This window comes from Clostridia bacterium, from assembly GCA_035628995.1.
Lineage (GTDB): Bacteria > Bacillota > Clostridia > Lutisporales > Lutisporaceae > BRH-c25.
Genome location: DASPIR010000034.1, coordinates 145,793 through 164,377 on the forward strand (window position 1 = coordinate 145,793; position 18,585 = coordinate 164,377).

Sequence of the window (18,585 nt, forward strand, 5' to 3'; positions counted from 1 at the left end):
TCTCACACCTCTTCACTTACTACTTTGACTTTTCGTCCCTCTATGCGGAGTCTTCCTTCACAGAATAACCTCACCGCTTCGGTCAGTATCCTGTGCTCCACCTCCAGCACTCTTGCATCTAATGTCTCTGCTGTATCCTCTGCAAATACAGGCACTGACTCCTGAAGTATAATTGGACCGCTGTCCGTACCTTCATCTACAAAATGAACGGTTGCTCCAGAAACTTTTACGCCATACTCCACAGCCGCTTTATGAACCTTTTCCCCATAGAAGCCTTTGCCGCAAAAAGCTGGTATCAATGAGGGATGTATGTTTATGATCCGCCCCTCATAAGCTCTTACAAGTTCCCTGTCCAGTATTGTAAGGTAGCCTGCAAGGATAACCAGCTCAGTATTCATATTCTGAAGCTCATCCATGAGCCTTTCAGCACAATTCTTTCTATCAATGTAAACAGCTTTAATGCCGAATTTCTTCGCCCTTTCCAAGGCATAAGCATTTTCCCGGTCTGAAATAACAACTGCTATTTCTCCGTTAATATTGCCGGCTGATACAGCATCTATGATTGTTTGCAGGTTGGTTCCGCCCCCTGATACAAGGACTGCTATCCTTACCTTCTGCAAAATTCTATTCCCCCTTCGCCTTTAGCGACGCTCCCGATGATGCAGGCTTTTTCCCCCAGTTTATTCAGGGTCTCCAGAATATCCTCCACAGAGACCTTTCCTACTGCCAGTACAAGTCCTATACCCATATTGAAGGTATTGAACATTTCTTTCTCCTCGATATTACCGAGCTTCTGCATTAGCTTGAACACAGGAGGTATATCCCAGCTCCCATGCTCAATGACAGCTTTAAGACCGGCGGGTATGGTACGTGGAATGTTCTCTATGAAGCCACCTCCGGTAATATGAGCTATTCCGTTTATTTTATGCTTTGCTATCAATGCCTGCACAGTCTTGACATATATCTTTGTGGGCTTTAGCAGTTCTTCACCTAATGTACACTCCAGCTCATCGAACCTGGTGCTGATATCAAAATTGTTTATTCCAAAGAAGAGCTTTCTCACAAGGGAAAAGCCATTGCTGTGTATACCGCTGGAAGCAATGCCGATCAATATGTCCTCTGCCTTCACCCCTGAGCCGTTTATTACATTGTCCTTATCCACTATTCCTACTGCAAAACCGGCAAGATCATATTCCCCATCCTTATAAAAACCCGGCATCTCTGCGGTTTCTCCTCCAATTAGAGCACAGCCCGCTTCAACACAGCCGTCACATACACCCTTGACTATGTCAGCTGCCACTTTGGGTTCCAGCTTGCCAGTCCCTATATAATCCAGAAAAAACTGAGGCTTCGCTCCATGGCAAGCCACATCGTTGACACACATTGCTACACAGTCAATACCTATAGTGTCATGCTTTCCAGTCATAAAAGCAATCTGAAGCTTGGTCCCTACGCCATCTGTCCCCGAAACCAGTATAGGGTTCTTATAGTTATCTTTGGCTATCTCAAAGAAACCTCCGAAGCTGCCCAGTTCCCCAAGCACTCCGGGTATCATTGTTCGTTTCGTGTGCTCCTTCATTAGTTTCACTGTTTCATAGCCTGCCTCAACATCTACTCCCGATGCTTTGTATGTCAATTTTTCGCCCATTGGTTTTCACACCTCTACTTCAAAATTTCTTTATATTCCTCCGCAAGAATTCTTGCAATGCTCAGCAGGTACCTCCATAGGATATTTACCGCAGAAGCATGCTGTACAGAAACCTTCTCCAGTACTGCCCAGCGATTGGAGGAGACCTTCATAGCTTAGATAACCCAAGCTGTCAGCTCCGATTTTATTCTTAATGGCCTCTATTATACTTGTAGCTCCTACCAGTTGCTTTCTATCTGGTGTATCTATGCCAAAATAACAGGAGTGTGTGATTACAGGGGAGCTTACCCTTACATGGACTTCCTTCGCTCCTGCTGCCTTGAGCGCCTGCACTATCTTCTTGCTGGTCGTGCCTCTTACTATGCTGTCATCAACCATTATAACACGCTTTCCTTCAATATTTGCCTTCAAGGGATTCAGCTTCATCGATACTCCGATTTCCCTAGTCACCTGTGATGGCTGTATAAAGGTCCTGCCAATATATCTATTCTTTATCAAGCCAACTGCATATGGGATTCCTGACTGCTGTGAGTAGCCTATTGCTGCGGGGGTACCTGAGTCAGGCACGCAGATAACTACATCTGCTTCTGCTGGCTGCTCCTTCGCAAGAATTCTCCCAGCTGCTTCTCTGGCCTGATATACGCTGATACCGTCCATAACGCTGTCAGGTCTTGCAAAGTAAATATACTCAAAGGCGCAGGTAGCTTGCTTTTCAACCGTTCCACACTGTATGCTCCTTATACCGTTCTCTTCTATAATAACGATTTCTCCAGGTTTAACATCCCTTATGAAGCTTGCTCCAATAGTATCAAGAGCACAGGTTTCGGAAGCCAGCACATAACCGTTCCCTGTCCTGCCTATGACCAAAGGTCTCAAACCATGCTTGTCTCTTACGCCGATAAGCTTGTCGTTGGTCATTATTACTAGTGCATAGGAGCCTTTTATAATTTCCATAGTATCCAGGATGGCATCCTCGATGCCGTCCTTGTAATTCCTGGCTATAAGGCTTGTAATAACCTCACTGTCTATGGTGGTGGTAAAAATCATGCCCTGGTCCTCCAGCTCCTCTCTTACAGAAGCTGCATTTACCAAGTTCCCATTGTGGGCTACCGCAATGTTTCCCTTTTTGAATTTGACCAAAAGAGGCTGTGCATTTGTAACGAAGCTTTCTCCAGTTGTGGAATACCTTACATGGCCTATACTTATATCACCCTTCAACAGGTTCAATATTTTGTCATCAAAAACCTCCGATACAAGACCCATTTCCTTGTAGCAGGTTATCATTCCGTCCCTGTTCACAGCTATCCCGGCGCTTTCCTGGCCTCTGTGCTGCAAAGCCATAAGTCCGTAATAGGTAAGGCTTTCAATCTCCATGTTTCCTTTGTCGTATATACCTATAATCCCGCACTCTTCCTTGAGTTTGTCCTCTTTCTCAAATATATCGTTATACATGTCTTATCTCCTATATAATTAGTCTTGTGTAGGTTCTCTGGAGCATGGTTTCGCGTTGCGAGTTTCGAGTTTCGAGCGATTTAAGCAATGTCTTTGAAGCCTGTACGGGCGATTCATGAATCGCCCCTACCCCCCGTAACCCCGTAACCTCGCACCTGTGTTTAACTCAGTCTCTTTACTACTTCCATGTAGCCCTCTTCGACCTTGCCCAAATCTCTTCTGAAACGGTCCTTGTCAAGCTTTTCATGTGTTGTTGCGTCCCACAGCCTGCAAGTATCCGGAGATATCTCGTCTGCAAGTATTATCTTTCCCTCAGGTGTCTTCCCGAATTCAAGCTTGAAATCCACAAGTATGATTCCTCTTGAAAGCATATATTCGATTAATATCTCATTTATCCTTAGCGCCTGTCTGGTAATCTCCGCAACCTCCTGCTCCGTCGCAATGCCCATTGCTTTTATATGATAATCGTTTATCATAGGGTCTCCAAGAGCATCGTCCTTATAACAGAATTCCAGCACTGTGGTATTAAGCTTCAGCCCTTCCTCAAGTCCCAACCTCTTTGAAAGAGAGCCGGCGGCATAATTTCTGACCAGCACTTCCAAAGGAACGATTTTAACCCTTTTCACAAGCACTTCCCTGTCATTCATCTTTTCAACCTGGTGAGTTTCAATACCCTTTTCTTCAAGGATATTGAAGAGCTTTGCAGATATCTCATTATTCATGACACCCTTATTTACTATTGTGCCTTTTTTAAGCCCGTTGAATGCTGTAGCATCATCCTTGTACTCAACTATATAGAATTTTTCATCGTCTGTCTTGAAAACCTTTTTTGCCTTACCCTCATAAATCATATCCAACTTTTTCATTAGAATACCTCCCTTTTTATCTTCTCATCCTTGCTTATTACATCCTGCTTCATTTTTTCTTTGTGCGCTTTAAGCTTCTCCCTTAAGAAGTCGTATTTAACTGATAAAATCTGTACTGCAAGGAGTCCTGCGTTCTCTGCACCATCCACTGCGACAGTCGCCACAGGAATTCCTGAGGGCATCTGAACAATAGAGAGCAGAGAATCCAGTCCATCCATAGTTGATGATTTAATAGGTATTCCTATAACCGGAAGTGTTGTGAATGCCGCTAATACTCCGGGGAGATGAGCTGCTTTGCCCGCCGCCGCAATTATAACTTCGAAACCATTGCCTTCTGCGTTTTTTGCATATTCTGCAGCTCTATCCGGTGTTCTGTGTGCTGACATTATACTTACCTCAAAATCAACTTCAAAAGCCTTAAGAACCTCCGCTGCCTTCCTTACTACCGGCAGATCCGAGTCACTGCCCATTATTACCGCAACCTTTGGCTTCCCAAAAGACATATGCATCTCTCCTCTCATTTTTTTATCAAATATCTAAAAGCTGAAGTATTCCACCCCAGCTGCAAATATCTTCTGATCCTTATCTCCGGGGATATTCTTTGCTATATTTTCTCCAGTTCTTTCCGAATGTCCCATCTTTCCGAAAATCCTTCCATCGGGGCTTGTTATTCCTTCAATAGCCTCTATCGAGCCATTTGGATTGAATATCCCGTCATAAGCAGGATTGTCTATGGGATCCACATATTGTGTAGCAATCTGGCCATTTTTTATAAGTTCCGCTGCAGCAGCCCTGCCTGCCACAAATCTGCCTTCGCCATGGGACACTGCTATTGTGTGTATGTCTCCCGCCTTTGACCTGCTGAACCAGGGAGAGAGTGTTGATACCACCTTAGTCCTCACCATGCAGGATACATGTCTTCCAATTTTATTGAAGGTAAGTGTCGGGGAACATTCATCCATATCCCTGATTTCGCCGTATGGCAATAGTCCAAGCTTTATTAGCGCCTGAAAACCGTTGCAAATCCCCAGGACCAATCCATCTCTTTCATTCAGAAGCTTCATTACCGCTTCCTTCACTTCAGGATTCCTAAATACTGTGGCTATGAATTTTCCTGAGCCGTCCGGTTCATCTCCGGCGCTGAAACCTCCAGGCAGTGCAATTATTTGAGTGTTGTTAATTGCTTTTACCATTTCTTTTATAGAAGCTTCGATGTCTGAAGGTTTAATATTCCTGAATACTAATTGCTCCGTGATGCCTCCTGCTTTTTCAAAAGCTTTGGCTGTATCATATTCGCAGTTGGTGCCCGGAAATACCGGTATGAATACTCTCGGTTTGGCAATCTTTACAGAAGATTTGACAATTTCTGCACCTTTATAATATATATTCTGCGGTTTGTCTTCCACTTCCTTCACACTTGTGGGGAATACCTTCTCCAGAGGAGACTTCCAGGCTCTCAAAGCTGATTCAAGCTCTAGTACCATTCCATTAATATTTATCGTTTTAATACTATGAGTATGGCCGACTATCTCATAAGGTAAATCTCCAAATAAGCTGTCCAGGTCATGTGTCGACTCAAGCTCTAGAATAATTGAGCCATAATCCGGGACGAAGAGCTTTTTTTCATCATAGCCCTCCTGGAAAATGAAACCCAACATATTGCCAAAACACATTTTGCTGACTGCTGCTGCTATGCCTCCGAATCTGATAGTTCCTGTAGAAAGCACCAAGCCTTTCCTTATCAGCTCATATACTTTTGAGTTTATTCTATGGAGTTTTTCAAATTCCGGCAAATCCTCAGAATCCCTGTCTGCCCTTAGAAGCACCACTGTACTTCCAGCCTTTTTAAATTCCTGGGATACTATCTTGTCTGCCTCCGCTACATCAACCGCAAAAGCTACTAAGGTAGGAGGCACATTTATGTCTTTAAATGTCCCGGACATACTGTCCTTTCCGCCTATAGCGGGAATTCCAAGCATCATCTGCGCATAAAAGGCACCCAGAAGCGCGCTCATTGGCTTGCCCCATTTCTCCGGGTCTTTGCCAAGCTTCTCGAAGTATTCCTGCAGCGTAAGCCTTGTTTTACTGTAATCTCCACCAAGTGCTGCAATCTTGGCAACCGCCTCCACCACTGCATAAACCGCTCCATGGAAAGGACTCCATTTTGCCAGCTTTGGATTGTAGCCGTAGGTCATTAATGTTGCAGTATTGGTTTCCCCTGAAATCAACGGCAGCTTCATCGCCAGCCCTTCACTCGGGGTCTCCTGATACTTGCCTCCAAAGGGCATTAATATTGTTCCGCTGCCTATTGTACTGTCAAACCTTTCAGCAAGTCCCTTCTGACTGCATATATTGAGATCCCCCAAGCTCTCCAGCCACGTTTCCTTAAGGCTGGTCTCCTGCTTTCCGCTCATATGCAGCTTTTCAAAGAAATTCTCGCTGGATGGTGATTTGACTAGCACCTGTGTACTCTGTCTGACACCGTTGGTATTCAAAAAGTCACGGCTTATATCAACTATTGTCTGTCCCCGCCACTGCATCTTCAGTCTATTATCCGATGTAACCCTTGCCACAACTACTGCCTCAAGATTTTCCCCTGCAGCATAAGCGATGAGCTTCTGTGCATCTTCTGCAGTGACCAAAACTGCCATCCTCTCCTGTGATTCTGATATGGCCAGCTCTGTACCGTCAAGCCCTTCATACTTCTTGGGTACAACATCAAGGTCTATAAAAAGTCCGTCAGCCAGCTCGCCAATCGCAACTGATATGCCGCCTGCTCCGAAATCATTGCACTTTTTTATTAATCTGCTGACCGCGGGATTTCTGAACAGCCTCTGTATTTTTCTTTCAGTGGGTGCATTGCCCTTCTGCACTTCCGCACCGCAGCTCTCTATTGATTCCTCGGTATGCTCCTTTGATGAGCCTGTCGCTCCTCCGCAGCCGTCTCTTCCGGTTCTTCCTCCAAGGAGTATTATTAAGTCACCCTCTATCGGCGCCTTCCTAATTACGCTGCTTTTGGGAGCTGCACCTATAACAGCGCCGATCTCCATTCTTTTTGCGACAAAATCCTCATCATATATTTCTGTAACCTGTCCTGTTGCAAGGCCTATCTGATTGCCATATGAGCTGTAGCCTGCCGCTGCACCTGTTGTAATCTTCCTCTGAGGAAGCTTGCCGGGCAGTGTCTCAGCTACACTTGTTCTTGGGTCAGCGCTTCCTGTCACTCTCATAGCTCCATACACATAGGACCTTCCAGAAAGCGGATCTCTTATGGCTCCACCCAGACATGTGGCTGCTCCGCCAAAAGGCTCTATCTCTGTAGGATGGTTGTGTGTTTCATTCTTGAACATCACAAGCCATTCCTCCTGCTTCCCGTCTATATCTGCATTTACAGTAATACTGCAGGCGTTGATTTCGTCAGAAACCTCCAAGTCCCGGAGAAGTCCCTTCTTTTTCAGCTCCTTCATCCCAATTACTGCTAAATCCATTAGATTAATGTCTCTTTTTGACTCTCCATATACATATTCTCTTGCTTCCAGATATCTTTTCAGAGCCCCTTCAATGGCTTCCGAATATTTACCCTTTTCTATTTCTATGTTTTCAATAGCTGTATGAAAGGTTGTATGGCGGCAATGATCCGACCAGTATGTGTCTATAACTCTTAACTCGGTTATAGTAGGATTTCTTTTTTCTGTTTCCTTGAAGTATTCCTGACAAAACTTCAAATCTTCAAAATTCATTGCAAAACCCATGTTATCCATCAACTTGGCCAGTTCCGTGTCTGTATACCGTATAAATAACCTTACTTCTTTCACATTCTCAGGCATCACCTGTAATGCTTCCAGACTTTCAGGCTTTTCAAGAGCTGCCTCCCTGGATTCAAGTGGATTGATGCAGTAATTCTTTATTTTTTCAAATTCGTTATCAGAAATATTGCCTGAAAGTACGATTAGTTTTGCTGTTCTTACTGTCGGCCTTTCCTTTTGTGTCAATATCTGAAGGCATTGCGCCGCAGAATCAGCTCTCTGGTCATATTGTCCCGGAAGGTACTCTATTGCGAACAATCTATCATTATTATCAATATCAATATTTTCATCAAAGGAATTATCTACGGCTGGCTCTGAAAAAATAGTGTTTTTTGCTGACGTGTATTCCATATCGGTGATTCCTGAAGTGTCATAACGGTTGATTATTCTAAGATTTGCAAGGCTCTTTATCCCAAGGTTTTCTCTAATATTACTGAGCAGGTCCTTTGCAGAAATGGCATAATCACTTTTTTTCTCAACATATATCCTTTTCACATTGCCGTACATCAAATTTCACCTCACTTATACTAATATCTCTTTAATGTTCCGCACTTATTCCTTTTCACATTCTGTTTGCCACTTTACAATTAGATTTTAGCATAGTAAAATTAATAAAAATAATTAATATTATTAATACTAATGATAAGGAGGACTTATATATGGATATAAACTTTGAACTCTATAAGGTTTTCTATTATGTATCAAAATCTCTTAGCTTTTCAGAGGCATCAGAAGAGCTTTTTATCACACAATCAGCAGTGAGCCAGTCTATAAAGCTTCTAGAGGAAAAGCTCAAATGCCAGCTCTTTTTCAGGAGCACCAAGAGAGTCAAGCACACCAGAGAAGGAGCTGTTCTTTTTGAAAATATTGAGCAGGCCTTTAATTTCATAAAGTCCGGTGAAAGAACCCTAGAGGAAATGAACTCCCTGGGTCAGGGTGAAATCAGGATAGGTGCCAGCGATACTATCTGCAAGTACTATCTTATGCCTTATATTAAGAGCTTCAACCATGCTTATCCTAATATAAAGATTCACCTTACAAACAGGACATCGCCCAAGTGCATTGAGCTTCTGAGAAAAGGCAGCGTAGACTTAAGCGTGATAAACATTCCGGATAAATGCAGCTATAGCAAAATCTTAGTAAAAAGCACCAGAAGTGTAAGGGATGTATTTATTGCCAATGACAATTTCAAGGAATTAAAGGGTCGAAAAGTATCATTAAAGGAATTGGAAAAATACCCCCTTCTTGTATTGGAAAAGAATACTACAACCAGAGAATTTTTTGATAACCTGATGGAGAAACATGAAGTATCCATAAAACCGGAAATTGAGCTTGGCAGTGTGGATATACTAATGGAAATGGCCAAAATAGGACTTGGAATAGCCTTTGTGCCTGATGAATGTGTAAATAAGGAGCTATCAAAGGATGAAGTATTCGTGCTGGACATAAAAGAAGAAATCCCCGATAGAAATCTGGGATTCCTTATACATTCAAATATACCGCTGCCCCTTGCAGCGTCAAAATTTGTGGAGCTGCTGGAAGTTAAGAACTAGTCCTCCAGCTCCACATAGATTCTCTTATTGATTTTACCCTTGCTCTTATGATCTACAATTCTCATGACTCCAACTTCTCTGGTATTAGCCACGTGTGTGCCGCCATCAGCTTGTAAATCCAGCCCGCTGATTTCTACAGTCCTTATATGGCTGATTCCTTCAGGCAGAAGGTTTATTTTTGTGCGTATCAGGTCAGGTATATGGAAGGCGTCTTCCCTGGGCAGTATCTTAACCAGCACATCCCTTGCAGCTTTCACTTCCTGGTTCACCTTTTCCTCTATCTCTTTAATAAGGCTTGCCTCAAGACTTTCAAACTCGAAGTCCATCCTGCCGGCCAAAGGTTCCATATTCCCGCCTGTGACCTGGGCGTTATAATCTCTCCAGACCACCCCGCATAAAATATGCATAGCAGTATGAGTACGCATAAGCTTGAATCTGTATTCCCAATCCAACTGTCCTTTTACTTCAGTACCGGCAGCAGGAAGCTTGCCTTCTATGCAGTGCAGGATTCGGCCCTCCTGCTTCTTCACCTTGCTGACTCTATAGGTTTTGCTGCCTGAGTAAAGGTAGCCTGTGTCATTAAGCTGCCCCCCTCCCCCAGGGTAAAAGGCCGTCCTGTCCAGGATCACAGCATTCTCCTCATTGTCGGTCTCAACTACTTCTGCATCGAATTCCTTGAGATAGCTGTCTGTCTGAAATAGAAGTTCAGTCATTTCGAATCCCTCCATCATTGGTATTATTTCTGGTTCGAGGTACGTGGTCCGAGGCTCGAGGGGAACGGGTAACACTGAAAACACTGAATTCCACGGAATACACGGCGGTATTTAATAAACTAAATTTGTTTATGTAAATTTATAGCTATACAACTCTCTAAGCTCGCCCTTCAGCAGGTATTGCACATTTTTCAGCTCTGTTACATCCTTTGCGCCCAAGAGCAGCATCATTACCTTAATTCCGTTTATAAGCTCCTCCATATACTTCTCTGCGGCTTCATAGCCCTTTTCAATCAGTATTCGCAGTACTGCTCCTCCTAAAGCCACCATGTCTGCATCCATGCAAAGAGCTTTAATTATCTCCTCAGACTTTGAGATACCTCCAGAGCAAATCACAAACAAATCACTATTGGCTTTTCTGCACTCCAGAAGACTAAGTGCTGTAGGTATTCCCCAGTTCTCCATCAAAGAGCAGTCTCTCTCTATATTACGCGAGCTCTCGATGTTCACAAAATTAGTCCCTCCCCTGCCGCTTATGTCTATATACTTTACCCCTGCAGCATAAAGCTTCCCGGCAGTTTCAAAGGACATTCCGAAGCCAGTTTCTTTAACTATAACTGGAACCTCGGACAGCGCCGCTATTTGCTTTATATTATCCAATGCACCTCTGAAGCTGCGATCACCTTCAGTCATGCACATCTCCTGCACAACATTCAAGTGAAGCTGTACAGCATCGGCCTCAATCATGTCTATTGCTTTATAGGTATCCTCAATACTTAGATTTGCACTTAGGTTTGCAATTACAATTCCATCCCTGTTTATCTCTCTAACCTTCTTAAAGGTATCAGCCGCTTCGGAATTGTCAAAAGCTATAGTCTGGGAACCCACTGCAATCGGGATGTTAAATTTCACTGCAAGGCGTGCCAGCTTCCTGTTAATCTCACCGGAGTACTCCGTTCCCCCGGTCATTGCATTTATCATCAGTGGACTATCGATGTATTTGTTCAGGAATACATATTCTGTGCTAATTTCCTCGAAATCAACATTGGGAAGCGAGTTATTCTGCAGTACTACATCTTCAAAACCATTGTTTCCGGTCGGGTTATTTGAAAGGAAATACTTCAGGTGTTCATTCTTACGCTTCTCACGGATCTTTTCCATGTTGTCCATTCTGCACCACCCCCTATAAATGCTAATATTTACCTTTACTACTTTAGTTATACATATTTTATTATAGGTTTATGCATATGGCAAGAATTATTAGAGGTAGTGGAGTTTAAAAGAGCAAGTGGTTTCACCACTTGCTCTTTTACTTCTTATCTTATATTTTTCATATCTCGATCTACCAATAGTGCTACAGCTTGAATTTGCTGATTATTCCTTCCAAGCTGACTACTATGGAGCTTAATTCATCTGAGGTACCAGATATGTCCTCCATTGCTGTCGTCTGATTCTCCAAGGAAGCGGAAACCTCCTCTGAAGCTGCTGCAGTAGTCTGGCAAATGGATGATATCTCCTCTATCAAGCTGACCACAGAATTCTTATTTTGATCGATTTTATCTATGCTGTCAGCCAGACTGCTTATCTGCTCAACAGTATTCTTAATTGCCTGTCCTATGATGCCAAAGGAAGTGCTCACATGCTCCAAGGCCTTGTTCGACTCATTGATGGTTGCTGTAGTATTGTCAGTTCCTTCCTTAGCAATGTCTATGTCCGCTTGTAGTGTATTGATTATCTCTTCTATCTCCTTGGCTGATTTCGAGGTTTGCTCTGCAAGCTTTCGCACCTCATCAGCAACTACGGCAAAGCCTCTGCCTTGCTCTCCGGCTCTCGCAGCTTCTATCGCTGCATTGAGCGCAAGCATGTTCGTTTGCTCTGCAATTCCCTTGATCACATTGATAATTCGGCTTATGCTTTCTGACTTCTCAGATAACTGATTTACACTTACCGCAATTGTAGCTGCGGCTTTATTATTCTCCTCAAAGCTCTGTTCCAATATCTGTATCGAGCCTTCTGCATTTTCCCGTGCTGTATCTGTTTTGTAAATATTCTCTTTCACTGAACTGGTACTTGCAACGGAGCTCTCAATTTCAGCGGCCAGCGACCCAAGCTCCAGGGAACCTGTCTGCGATACTTGTGCCTGAGTGGAAGCCCCTTGTGCCATATCTTCAGCTGCTTTCGCCACCTCATTTATGGACTCTGAAGCCAAACCTGAAGAAGAGACAATTGTCTTCGTAAACTCCGAGGTCTTAGCTGCATTGCTTTTTATATCCTCTATCATTTCTCTCAGACTCTTTCTCATGTCTATAACAGCCCTTGCCATTGCACCTGTCTCATCTTTATTCTTAAGCAGCTTGTCATAATTTCCTTCACTGGTCAAATCAAAGTCGGCTGTCTTGTTTATCAATTTAGTAATCTGCGAAATAGGCTTTGAAATCATGCTTCCTACAAATAACGCAATTATAATGGCCGCTATTACACCAATACCTATCAACTCAACAGTAATGACAGTCAGCTTATTTATATCTCTTAGCACCTGGTCTTTGGGTACATCGATTGTCATTATGTATCCATTGGATAAGTGAGTATAACCAAATATTTTCTTTATCCCTTGGTATGTGTATTCAGTCATACCAAGCTTATCCTTGGCTATCTCATCAGTCAAGAACTTTAAAGCTCCATTTTCCTCTGTTGCCAGGTTGCTGGTCTCCTGCCCGCTAGCCTGCTCACTGGCCTGCGTTACTGCATCAGCGCTCTGCCGTCCGGCAGCTGCACCAGCATCCTCCCCCTGTTTGAAGGAAGGACGTATCAGAAAGTTATATTCTTTATCCAGCAATGCAAGCTGTCCTGTATCGTATACCGTAGTTTTGTTTATAATGCTAGAGATTTTATTAAAATTGATATCCATTCCCGCAACCCCGATAAGAGTCTTATCTGAGTATATTGGTACCACATAGGAAATCATCATAATCTTCAATTCAGGGTCTTCATAGGGCTTAATCCACACAGGCCTGCCTGCTTTTATAGGCTCATAGTACCAACCAAAGTCTGCATTGTCTGGAGTAAATTCACTGACAGTTCCTAATTCTTGTTTTTCAAATACGCCGCTGCTCTTAACATCAGCAAACCAGGCGCCATACAAGTTATCTGTCAACTCAGGATTAATGTATACATATGATCCCATGCCTCCATTAGCTGATTCCCCAAAGTTTCTAGTAATTTCCTCAAGTTCTGTCTGATGCTCTTTCATATAGTTAGGGTTGGTCTTCAGGCTTTCCAGGTCAAGCATTGCTTTTGCAGCGGTAGCCAATCCACTAACGGAGGATTCCAACTCCCCATAAATCACATTTAGCTCATTCGCCTTACTTTCAGCCATCAGCAGAAGCTTATCCTTAGCTTCAGCTTCTATGAATCCGCTGCTGCTTGAGATGCATATGCCGCCTACCAGCGCTGAGATTGCAATACAGCAAACAACAATTGCAGAAACAATTTTACGTCCAATCCTATTGCCGCTCATTCCCTTGTTTTTCACTTGTCATCCCCCCCTAATAATAAAAATTTATATGAGCCCGTATTCATTATTACATAAAAAAAACACTTAAAAATTTCAAGCCCTCGGGTAAAAAGTCCGACGAATTAATTAAGTGATTCCAATAGTATAATGTGTGCAAAGTTTTTTGTTAAATAGATAACTATATTCAATACTATTTTAACTGTAATATCCAATAATATCAATAATTATTTCACAAATTCCTGCATTATATTACATTATTTGCATAAAAATAACAGCAACTGGAATACTGTTGTATTACAGTTGCTGTTATACTAAGAATTTACTCCCACTCTATCGTTGCAGGAGGTTTTGAGGTTATATCATACACTATCCTGTTGACATGCTCCACTTCATTTACTATCCTGTTTGAAATCTTCTCAAGCACATCGTAGGGTATCCTCGCCCAATCTGCTGTCATTGCATCAGAGCTTGTGACAGCACGGACTGCCACTGTATGGGAATATGTGCGTTCATCTCCCATTACGCCAACAGTTGTGATGTTGGGGAGGCGGTGAAATAGTGTAGGTTTTGATTTTTAAGTAAGTGACGGTTTTGATGTGTCAACTTGTTAAGTCTCATTATATCTATTTTGTAGACTGAAGACAATCTAACCTCTGTAAAAATGTTCTTTATTAGCAGTTACAAGTGTTTAGCCATCAGCTTTTATGTTTTGTGTTTTCTACGCCCATTGCAAATAGCCACTTCCCAAGCCTATATTCACAGATAAAATCATTCTTTTATTAAATCAGATTACCTCTAGCAGGCAATTCAAAACTTTTTTACTAGATTATTTTCTATAGAATACGTAATTCAGAAACTTGCATGTCAGATACATTATTTTAAGTTTCTTTCGAGAAACTTACCCCTTTCAGTTTCTCTATACTCCTATTAACGAATACCATAATTCATGCTTTCCCACTTTAAGTTCAAACCAGAATACACGATTAGAATAAGTATTCTATCTATGCTTTTTCAAATTACATAACCAAACAAATAACCAATATGTTTCATCTGGCTGCTTAGTAATCTTGATAGAAAATTCACCATGCTTTTTCGTTCCATCAATATAATAAGTGCCACTTTCATCTTCTCTCAATGTTACTGGTAAACTTGAGCTATTGACCATTCCTAAATCATAAAAACTTGCTATTTCGTGTTCTATTGTTGAATAACTTAGGTTGTCTATTTTTTTGCTAAGATTCTCCATACAGATACCCCCTGATACAAAGAAAATATAATATTATTTACTACTATTCTTTAATTGTTCTAGTTCACTATAGATATTTTCAGACATCGTTTTAGTATCGTACATATAGTCATTAACTTCAGTTGTTATTTCCTCTACATTTGGCACAATATCTCGCCAATTAGTTTCAGCATCACTAAATTCTTCTACAAAACTATATAAATCTTCTACACGACTACTAAAATCAGCCATTCTAATATCTAGGTCAAAGGATTCATCATAAATTTGTTTTATACTAGATTCATAATTACTAATTGTTAAGTTTTGTTCGTTAATTTGCGTTTTTAAGTTACTATTCTCCATAAAGAGATAGCCTGCTACTATTGCTAATACGATTGTGATTATATAAATGCCCTTATTTTTCATACTGATCACCTCAAAATGTGAAATACATGGTTGTATACCTATAAGGCGGTTTATTTATTCATTTGCAATAATTTTAATTGTATTTGTTTTATAATCTGCTTTAGCTAATACTTCATTTAAGACTAAACCACCAAAAGCATTTTTACCTCTGAATTTCATATATACTGTAATTCCATCTCCATCATCTTTATACCTTGTTTCAACATGTTCAAAACTCTTTGGGTCATTCATATTATCTTTAATTAATTTCACTAAATCTTTATGACTGCCATCCCATGCACTAAATTGTCCTTCTATCCATGCTTGATAATTTAGTTTTTCTTGTTCTTCTGGAGATAATGTTGGAGTTGGTTCAGGAGTTGGAGTTGGAGTTGGAGTTGGTGTTACTTCTACAGTCTTTTCTTCAACCTTTGTTGAATTCGTGTTTTGAGCAGTATTACCTTCATTACTGCTTGACGAACCTAAAAATCCAATTACTAAGAAGAAACATATTACTCCTGCTAAGATACCTAATGAAGTTTTCTGAGTCTTTCTTTTCACCAAAATCCCGACCATGATATACGGTACAAGAAGCCACCCTAAAATCTTTTTTACCACTTAGCATCTCTCCTTTGATTATCTATTTAAAACTGACCTATTAAATTGCATATATCTACTCTTTATATTCGACATTTTTATATGTATACCTTCTAAAATTTTCCATTGATTATCAAATAAAAAGTTCATTTCATAAGTCTTATGACCTAAAAAACGAACTATCTGTAGCGCAGATATACTAATCACAATATAGTTGCTTCTCCATCTTTTTGAAACCCTCAAAAATACCTCTATCACCAATTCTTGCCATCAATAACTTATCTCCAAAATCTTTCAACCGCTCGATATATGAATCACGCATTTCATCTATTACCCCTGATTCAAGTATTTTCTTATATTGCTCATACTTTTGTAGCTTTAATTCCAATTTGGTTTTATCATCTATTGTATATACTGATGGGTATTTAAGATAATATTCTTTATAAAATTCAACAAACTGTTTAGCTTTATCATCAGAGATTTTATCATACAAAAACATTAATTGATTCATAACATAATCATTATTCTTTCCAATGTTGCCAAACATGCGTCCTAGAATATCACACAAATAATCCGTATCTATCAAATGCAAAACTAGAAGAAACTCACTCAAGTTTGATATTGGATAGGTTGATTGAATATACTCATAAAAAAGTATATTAGAATCAAATTCTTCCTTACATTTGCAATCATAATCTACATCATTAAGGTCACCTTGTTTATAACGCTTTCTTTTTATTTCTTCAGCTTCTCTCCAGTCTTGTTCCTCTATTGACTTTTGTACTTGCCCATTTAGAACTAAAATATCAAATAAATCAACATTAAAAAATTTAGCCATTAAAACTAAATAATCAATAGATGGTCTTGCTTTATTATTACACCAATTTTCCACAGTTCGTTTAGTTACGCACATCGCTTCTGCGAAAGTCTTATGAGAAATATGTTGTGCTAATAAAGCTCGTATATTATCTGAAGTAGCTTCCCAATTTACTGCAAAGTAGTCATGCACATTTATCATTTAATCATCCTCCTTTGCTTAAAAGAATACCATCAGCAATTTGTATAAGCAAGGTAATTGAATTTCCTTTGAAGTATAATAATTTTTATATGTTTATATTCATACCCATTGCCCCCCAACGCTTACGCATGTATGTACCAAAATAAAAGTCCATCTCATAAGCCTATTCGACCTAAAAAATGAACCCTGCGTGGGAATAGTTGTGCTACCCCCTTTATCAAGCTTTATAAGTGTAAAGTACCTGAGAAGTACCCCTATTATGTCTTCATATTAAGTTAAAGTTATCGAGAAAATCTAATTGTCTAAATAATTTGCACCCCTGTTTATCCCATAGATGATTCAAATCGTAGCTTGTATCAGGATATGTATCTTCTTTTCCAATTTTAGAGTTACCCTCTCGAATCTGTATATCACTTGCCGTATTCCTATGTAGAAACTTATTCAGTGTCTCATGAAATATAGATTTAATCCATTCACTACTATAATATCCATCATCAACGATATTCACTTTATTAGTCCTCAACACATCTAAAATATCACTTGCCGAGTAATCTTTAGAAACAAGTTTTTGGTACAGATTCTGCTCCTTCATTTTTACTACTACCAATAACGCATAAAGTATCCCATTAGAAAGTAGGAATGTTTCTTTATAGTTTTCTTCACTATCATATAGTGGCGTTGTAGGTAAAAGAATATTTAAGTAGTAAAATAATTTATCTAAGTCACGTAAACTAAAGTCATAAATCCTAACATATTCATCTAAAAAGAACCAAAACCATTTAGATTTTTTATTGTTTTCTAACCCAATTCTTTGTATCAACATCTCAGCATATTTCTTCTTATCAGGTAATGGTAACATGTAATCTATGTCAATAAATCTACGCAGATAACCTAAAGAATCCATGCCATTGCCGTACATGGTAGAAATTGAGTGAGATAACTGGCTCTTATCAAGCGATAAGACAAAAATGTAATTATCAATATTAAATAGATGCTTAATCCTTTCTAATGTCTCTACTGCAAATGAAGGTCTACACCTATCTAGCTCATCAATGAAAATAACTATTTTCTTTCCTTGCTCCTTTTGAAATTCTGTAAGTGCATTGCAAAACTCCTCTTTCGCCTTTTTTTCTTCTCTTAACTTTCTAAATTCTAGTTCACCAAAAGAACCCACAAGTTCAGTCAATTGAGACTCATTATATTCTCCAAATTCTACATCTTTTAAGTCTAATATGCCATGAGTTAAAATTTTTAGTGCAGTAGGAATTGCTTTTTTTAATAAGGGTTTACTAAATGTCTTTATCCTCTCGAAACCGCTACTTTCCTTTTTATTAAAATATTCTTCAAAAATACCCAAAATTGCAAGCAATGGGTCATTAAAGTCATCGTTATCCCAAGCATTATAGTATAATGATATAAAGTTATCATTACTATCCAAACTGCATTTCCACATCTTAACAAATGTAGTCTTACCTGTTCCCCATGCGGAATCGATACTTAGGACTATACTACCACTAGCTTTCTCAATGATTTTTGTAAGGTTATCTGCTATAACTTTTCTGTCTAGAATATCATTTTTAAAAGGTTCACTCGGTTCAATTTCAATAGTATTATTTGAAAACATATATATCCTCCTCATTCAAGAAATATAAAAAAAGTTCCTTTAATAATAATTCTATATTACCTAAATTTATCCTTTAATTGCCAAATAAAAAGCAGGTCATTAAGAAACCTGCTCTAGTTCAATAAAAATTACCCTTTTTTCATTAATTCAGTTCTTATAAAGTT

General features: G+C 40.0%; 15 protein-coding genes and 1 pseudogene. 1 reads left to right on the forward strand and 15 read right to left on the reverse strand.

Annotated features, from left to right (window positions below):
* Nucleotides 1-2: 2 nt before the first annotated feature.
* The 6 genes from purN to VEB00_16325 form a co-directional block, all read right to left on the reverse strand.
* Nucleotides 3-620, reverse strand: coding sequence for a phosphoribosylglycinamide formyltransferase (purN, locus tag VEB00_16300; GenBank protein HYF84565.1), 618 nt, complete (start codon nucleotides 618-620; stop codon nucleotides 3-5).
* A complete protein-coding gene (gene purM / locus VEB00_16305; GenBank protein HYF84566.1) occupies nucleotides 608-1,648 on the reverse strand; it encodes a phosphoribosylformylglycinamidine cyclo-ligase in 1,041 nt (346 codons plus the stop codon). The genes purN and purM overlap by 13 nt, the downstream gene beginning before the upstream one ends.
* A gap of 30 nt (nucleotides 1,649-1,678) precedes the next feature.
* On the reverse strand, nucleotides 1,679-3,100 hold the full coding sequence (gene purF / locus VEB00_16310) for an amidophosphoribosyltransferase (GenBank protein HYF84567.1): 1,422 nt from the start codon (nucleotides 3,098-3,100) through the stop codon (nucleotides 1,679-1,681).
* Between the two features lie 161 nt (nucleotides 3,101-3,261).
* Nucleotides 3,262-3,966 (reverse strand): phosphoribosylaminoimidazolesuccinocarboxamide synthase, encoded by a 705-nt coding sequence (gene purC / locus VEB00_16315; protein HYF84568.1) that lies wholly within the window; start codon nucleotides 3,964-3,966, stop codon nucleotides 3,262-3,264.
* A complete protein-coding gene (gene purE / locus VEB00_16320) occupies nucleotides 3,966-4,469 on the reverse strand; it encodes a 5-(carboxyamino)imidazole ribonucleotide mutase (GenBank protein ID HYF84569.1) in 504 nt (167 codons plus the stop codon). The genes purC and purE overlap by 1 nt, the downstream gene beginning before the upstream one ends.
* Nucleotides 4,470-4,502: 33 nt before the next feature.
* Nucleotides 4,503-8,279: a phosphoribosylformylglycinamidine synthase gene (locus tag VEB00_16325; GenBank protein HYF84570.1), complete on the reverse strand. Its 3,777-nt coding sequence runs from the start codon at nucleotides 8,277-8,279 to the stop codon at nucleotides 4,503-4,505.
* Between the two features lie 152 nt (nucleotides 8,280-8,431).
* Here VEB00_16325 and VEB00_16330 point away from each other — a divergent pair, with 152 nt between their 5' ends.
* The gene (locus VEB00_16330; GenBank protein ID HYF84571.1) at nucleotides 8,432-9,325 is read left to right on the forward strand and encodes a LysR family transcriptional regulator; all 894 of its coding nucleotides are present in this window, start codon (nucleotides 8,432-8,434) and stop codon (nucleotides 9,323-9,325) included.
* Here the strand turns inward: VEB00_16330 and VEB00_16335 are convergent.
* The 9 genes and pseudogenes from VEB00_16335 to VEB00_16375 all read right to left on the reverse strand — a co-directional run bounded on the left by VEB00_16335 (nucleotide 9,322) and on the right by VEB00_16375 (nucleotide 18,421).
* Nucleotides 9,322-10,038: an alanyl-tRNA editing protein gene (locus tag VEB00_16335; protein HYF84572.1), complete on the reverse strand. Its 717-nt coding sequence runs from the start codon at nucleotides 10,036-10,038 to the stop codon at nucleotides 9,322-9,324. The two genes, VEB00_16330 and VEB00_16335, sit on opposite strands and share 4 nt — an antisense overlap.
* 129 nt (nucleotides 10,039-10,167) lie before the next feature.
* Complete coding sequence (gene fni, locus VEB00_16340; GenBank protein HYF84573.1) at nucleotides 10,168-11,208, reverse strand: type 2 isopentenyl-diphosphate Delta-isomerase; 1,041 nt, start codon at nucleotides 11,206-11,208, stop codon at nucleotides 10,168-10,170.
* Nucleotides 11,209-11,392: 184 nt separating this feature from the next.
* On the reverse strand, nucleotides 11,393-13,570 hold the full coding sequence (locus tag VEB00_16345) for a methyl-accepting chemotaxis protein (protein HYF84574.1): 2,178 nt from the start codon (nucleotides 13,568-13,570) through the stop codon (nucleotides 11,393-11,395).
* 301 nt (nucleotides 13,571-13,871) lie between these two features.
* Nucleotides 13,872-14,110, reverse strand: a pseudogene (locus VEB00_16350) (GMP synthase (glutamine-hydrolyzing)).
* Nucleotides 14,111-14,549: 439 nt separating this feature from the next.
* On the reverse strand, nucleotides 14,550-14,798 hold the full coding sequence (locus tag VEB00_16355; protein HYF84575.1) for a hypothetical protein: 249 nt from the start codon (nucleotides 14,796-14,798) through the stop codon (nucleotides 14,550-14,552).
* Nucleotides 14,799-14,831: 33 nt separating this feature from the next.
* A complete protein-coding gene (locus tag VEB00_16360; protein ID HYF84576.1) occupies nucleotides 14,832-15,203 on the reverse strand; it encodes a hypothetical protein in 372 nt (123 codons plus the stop codon).
* A gap of 54 nt (nucleotides 15,204-15,257) precedes the next feature.
* Entirely contained in the window at nucleotides 15,258-15,800 is a 543-nt protein-coding gene (locus VEB00_16365) for a hypothetical protein (GenBank protein ID HYF84577.1), read from the reverse strand.
* 178 nt (nucleotides 15,801-15,978) lie between these two features.
* On the reverse strand, nucleotides 15,979-16,797 hold the full coding sequence (locus VEB00_16370) for a helix-turn-helix transcriptional regulator (protein HYF84578.1): 819 nt from the start codon (nucleotides 16,795-16,797) through the stop codon (nucleotides 15,979-15,981).
* Between the two features lie 265 nt (nucleotides 16,798-17,062).
* Nucleotides 17,063-18,421, reverse strand: a complete 1,359-nt coding sequence (locus VEB00_16375; protein ID HYF84579.1) for a P-loop NTPase fold protein — start codon at nucleotides 18,419-18,421, stop codon at nucleotides 17,063-17,065.
* Nucleotides 18,422-18,585 lie beyond the last annotated feature (164 nt).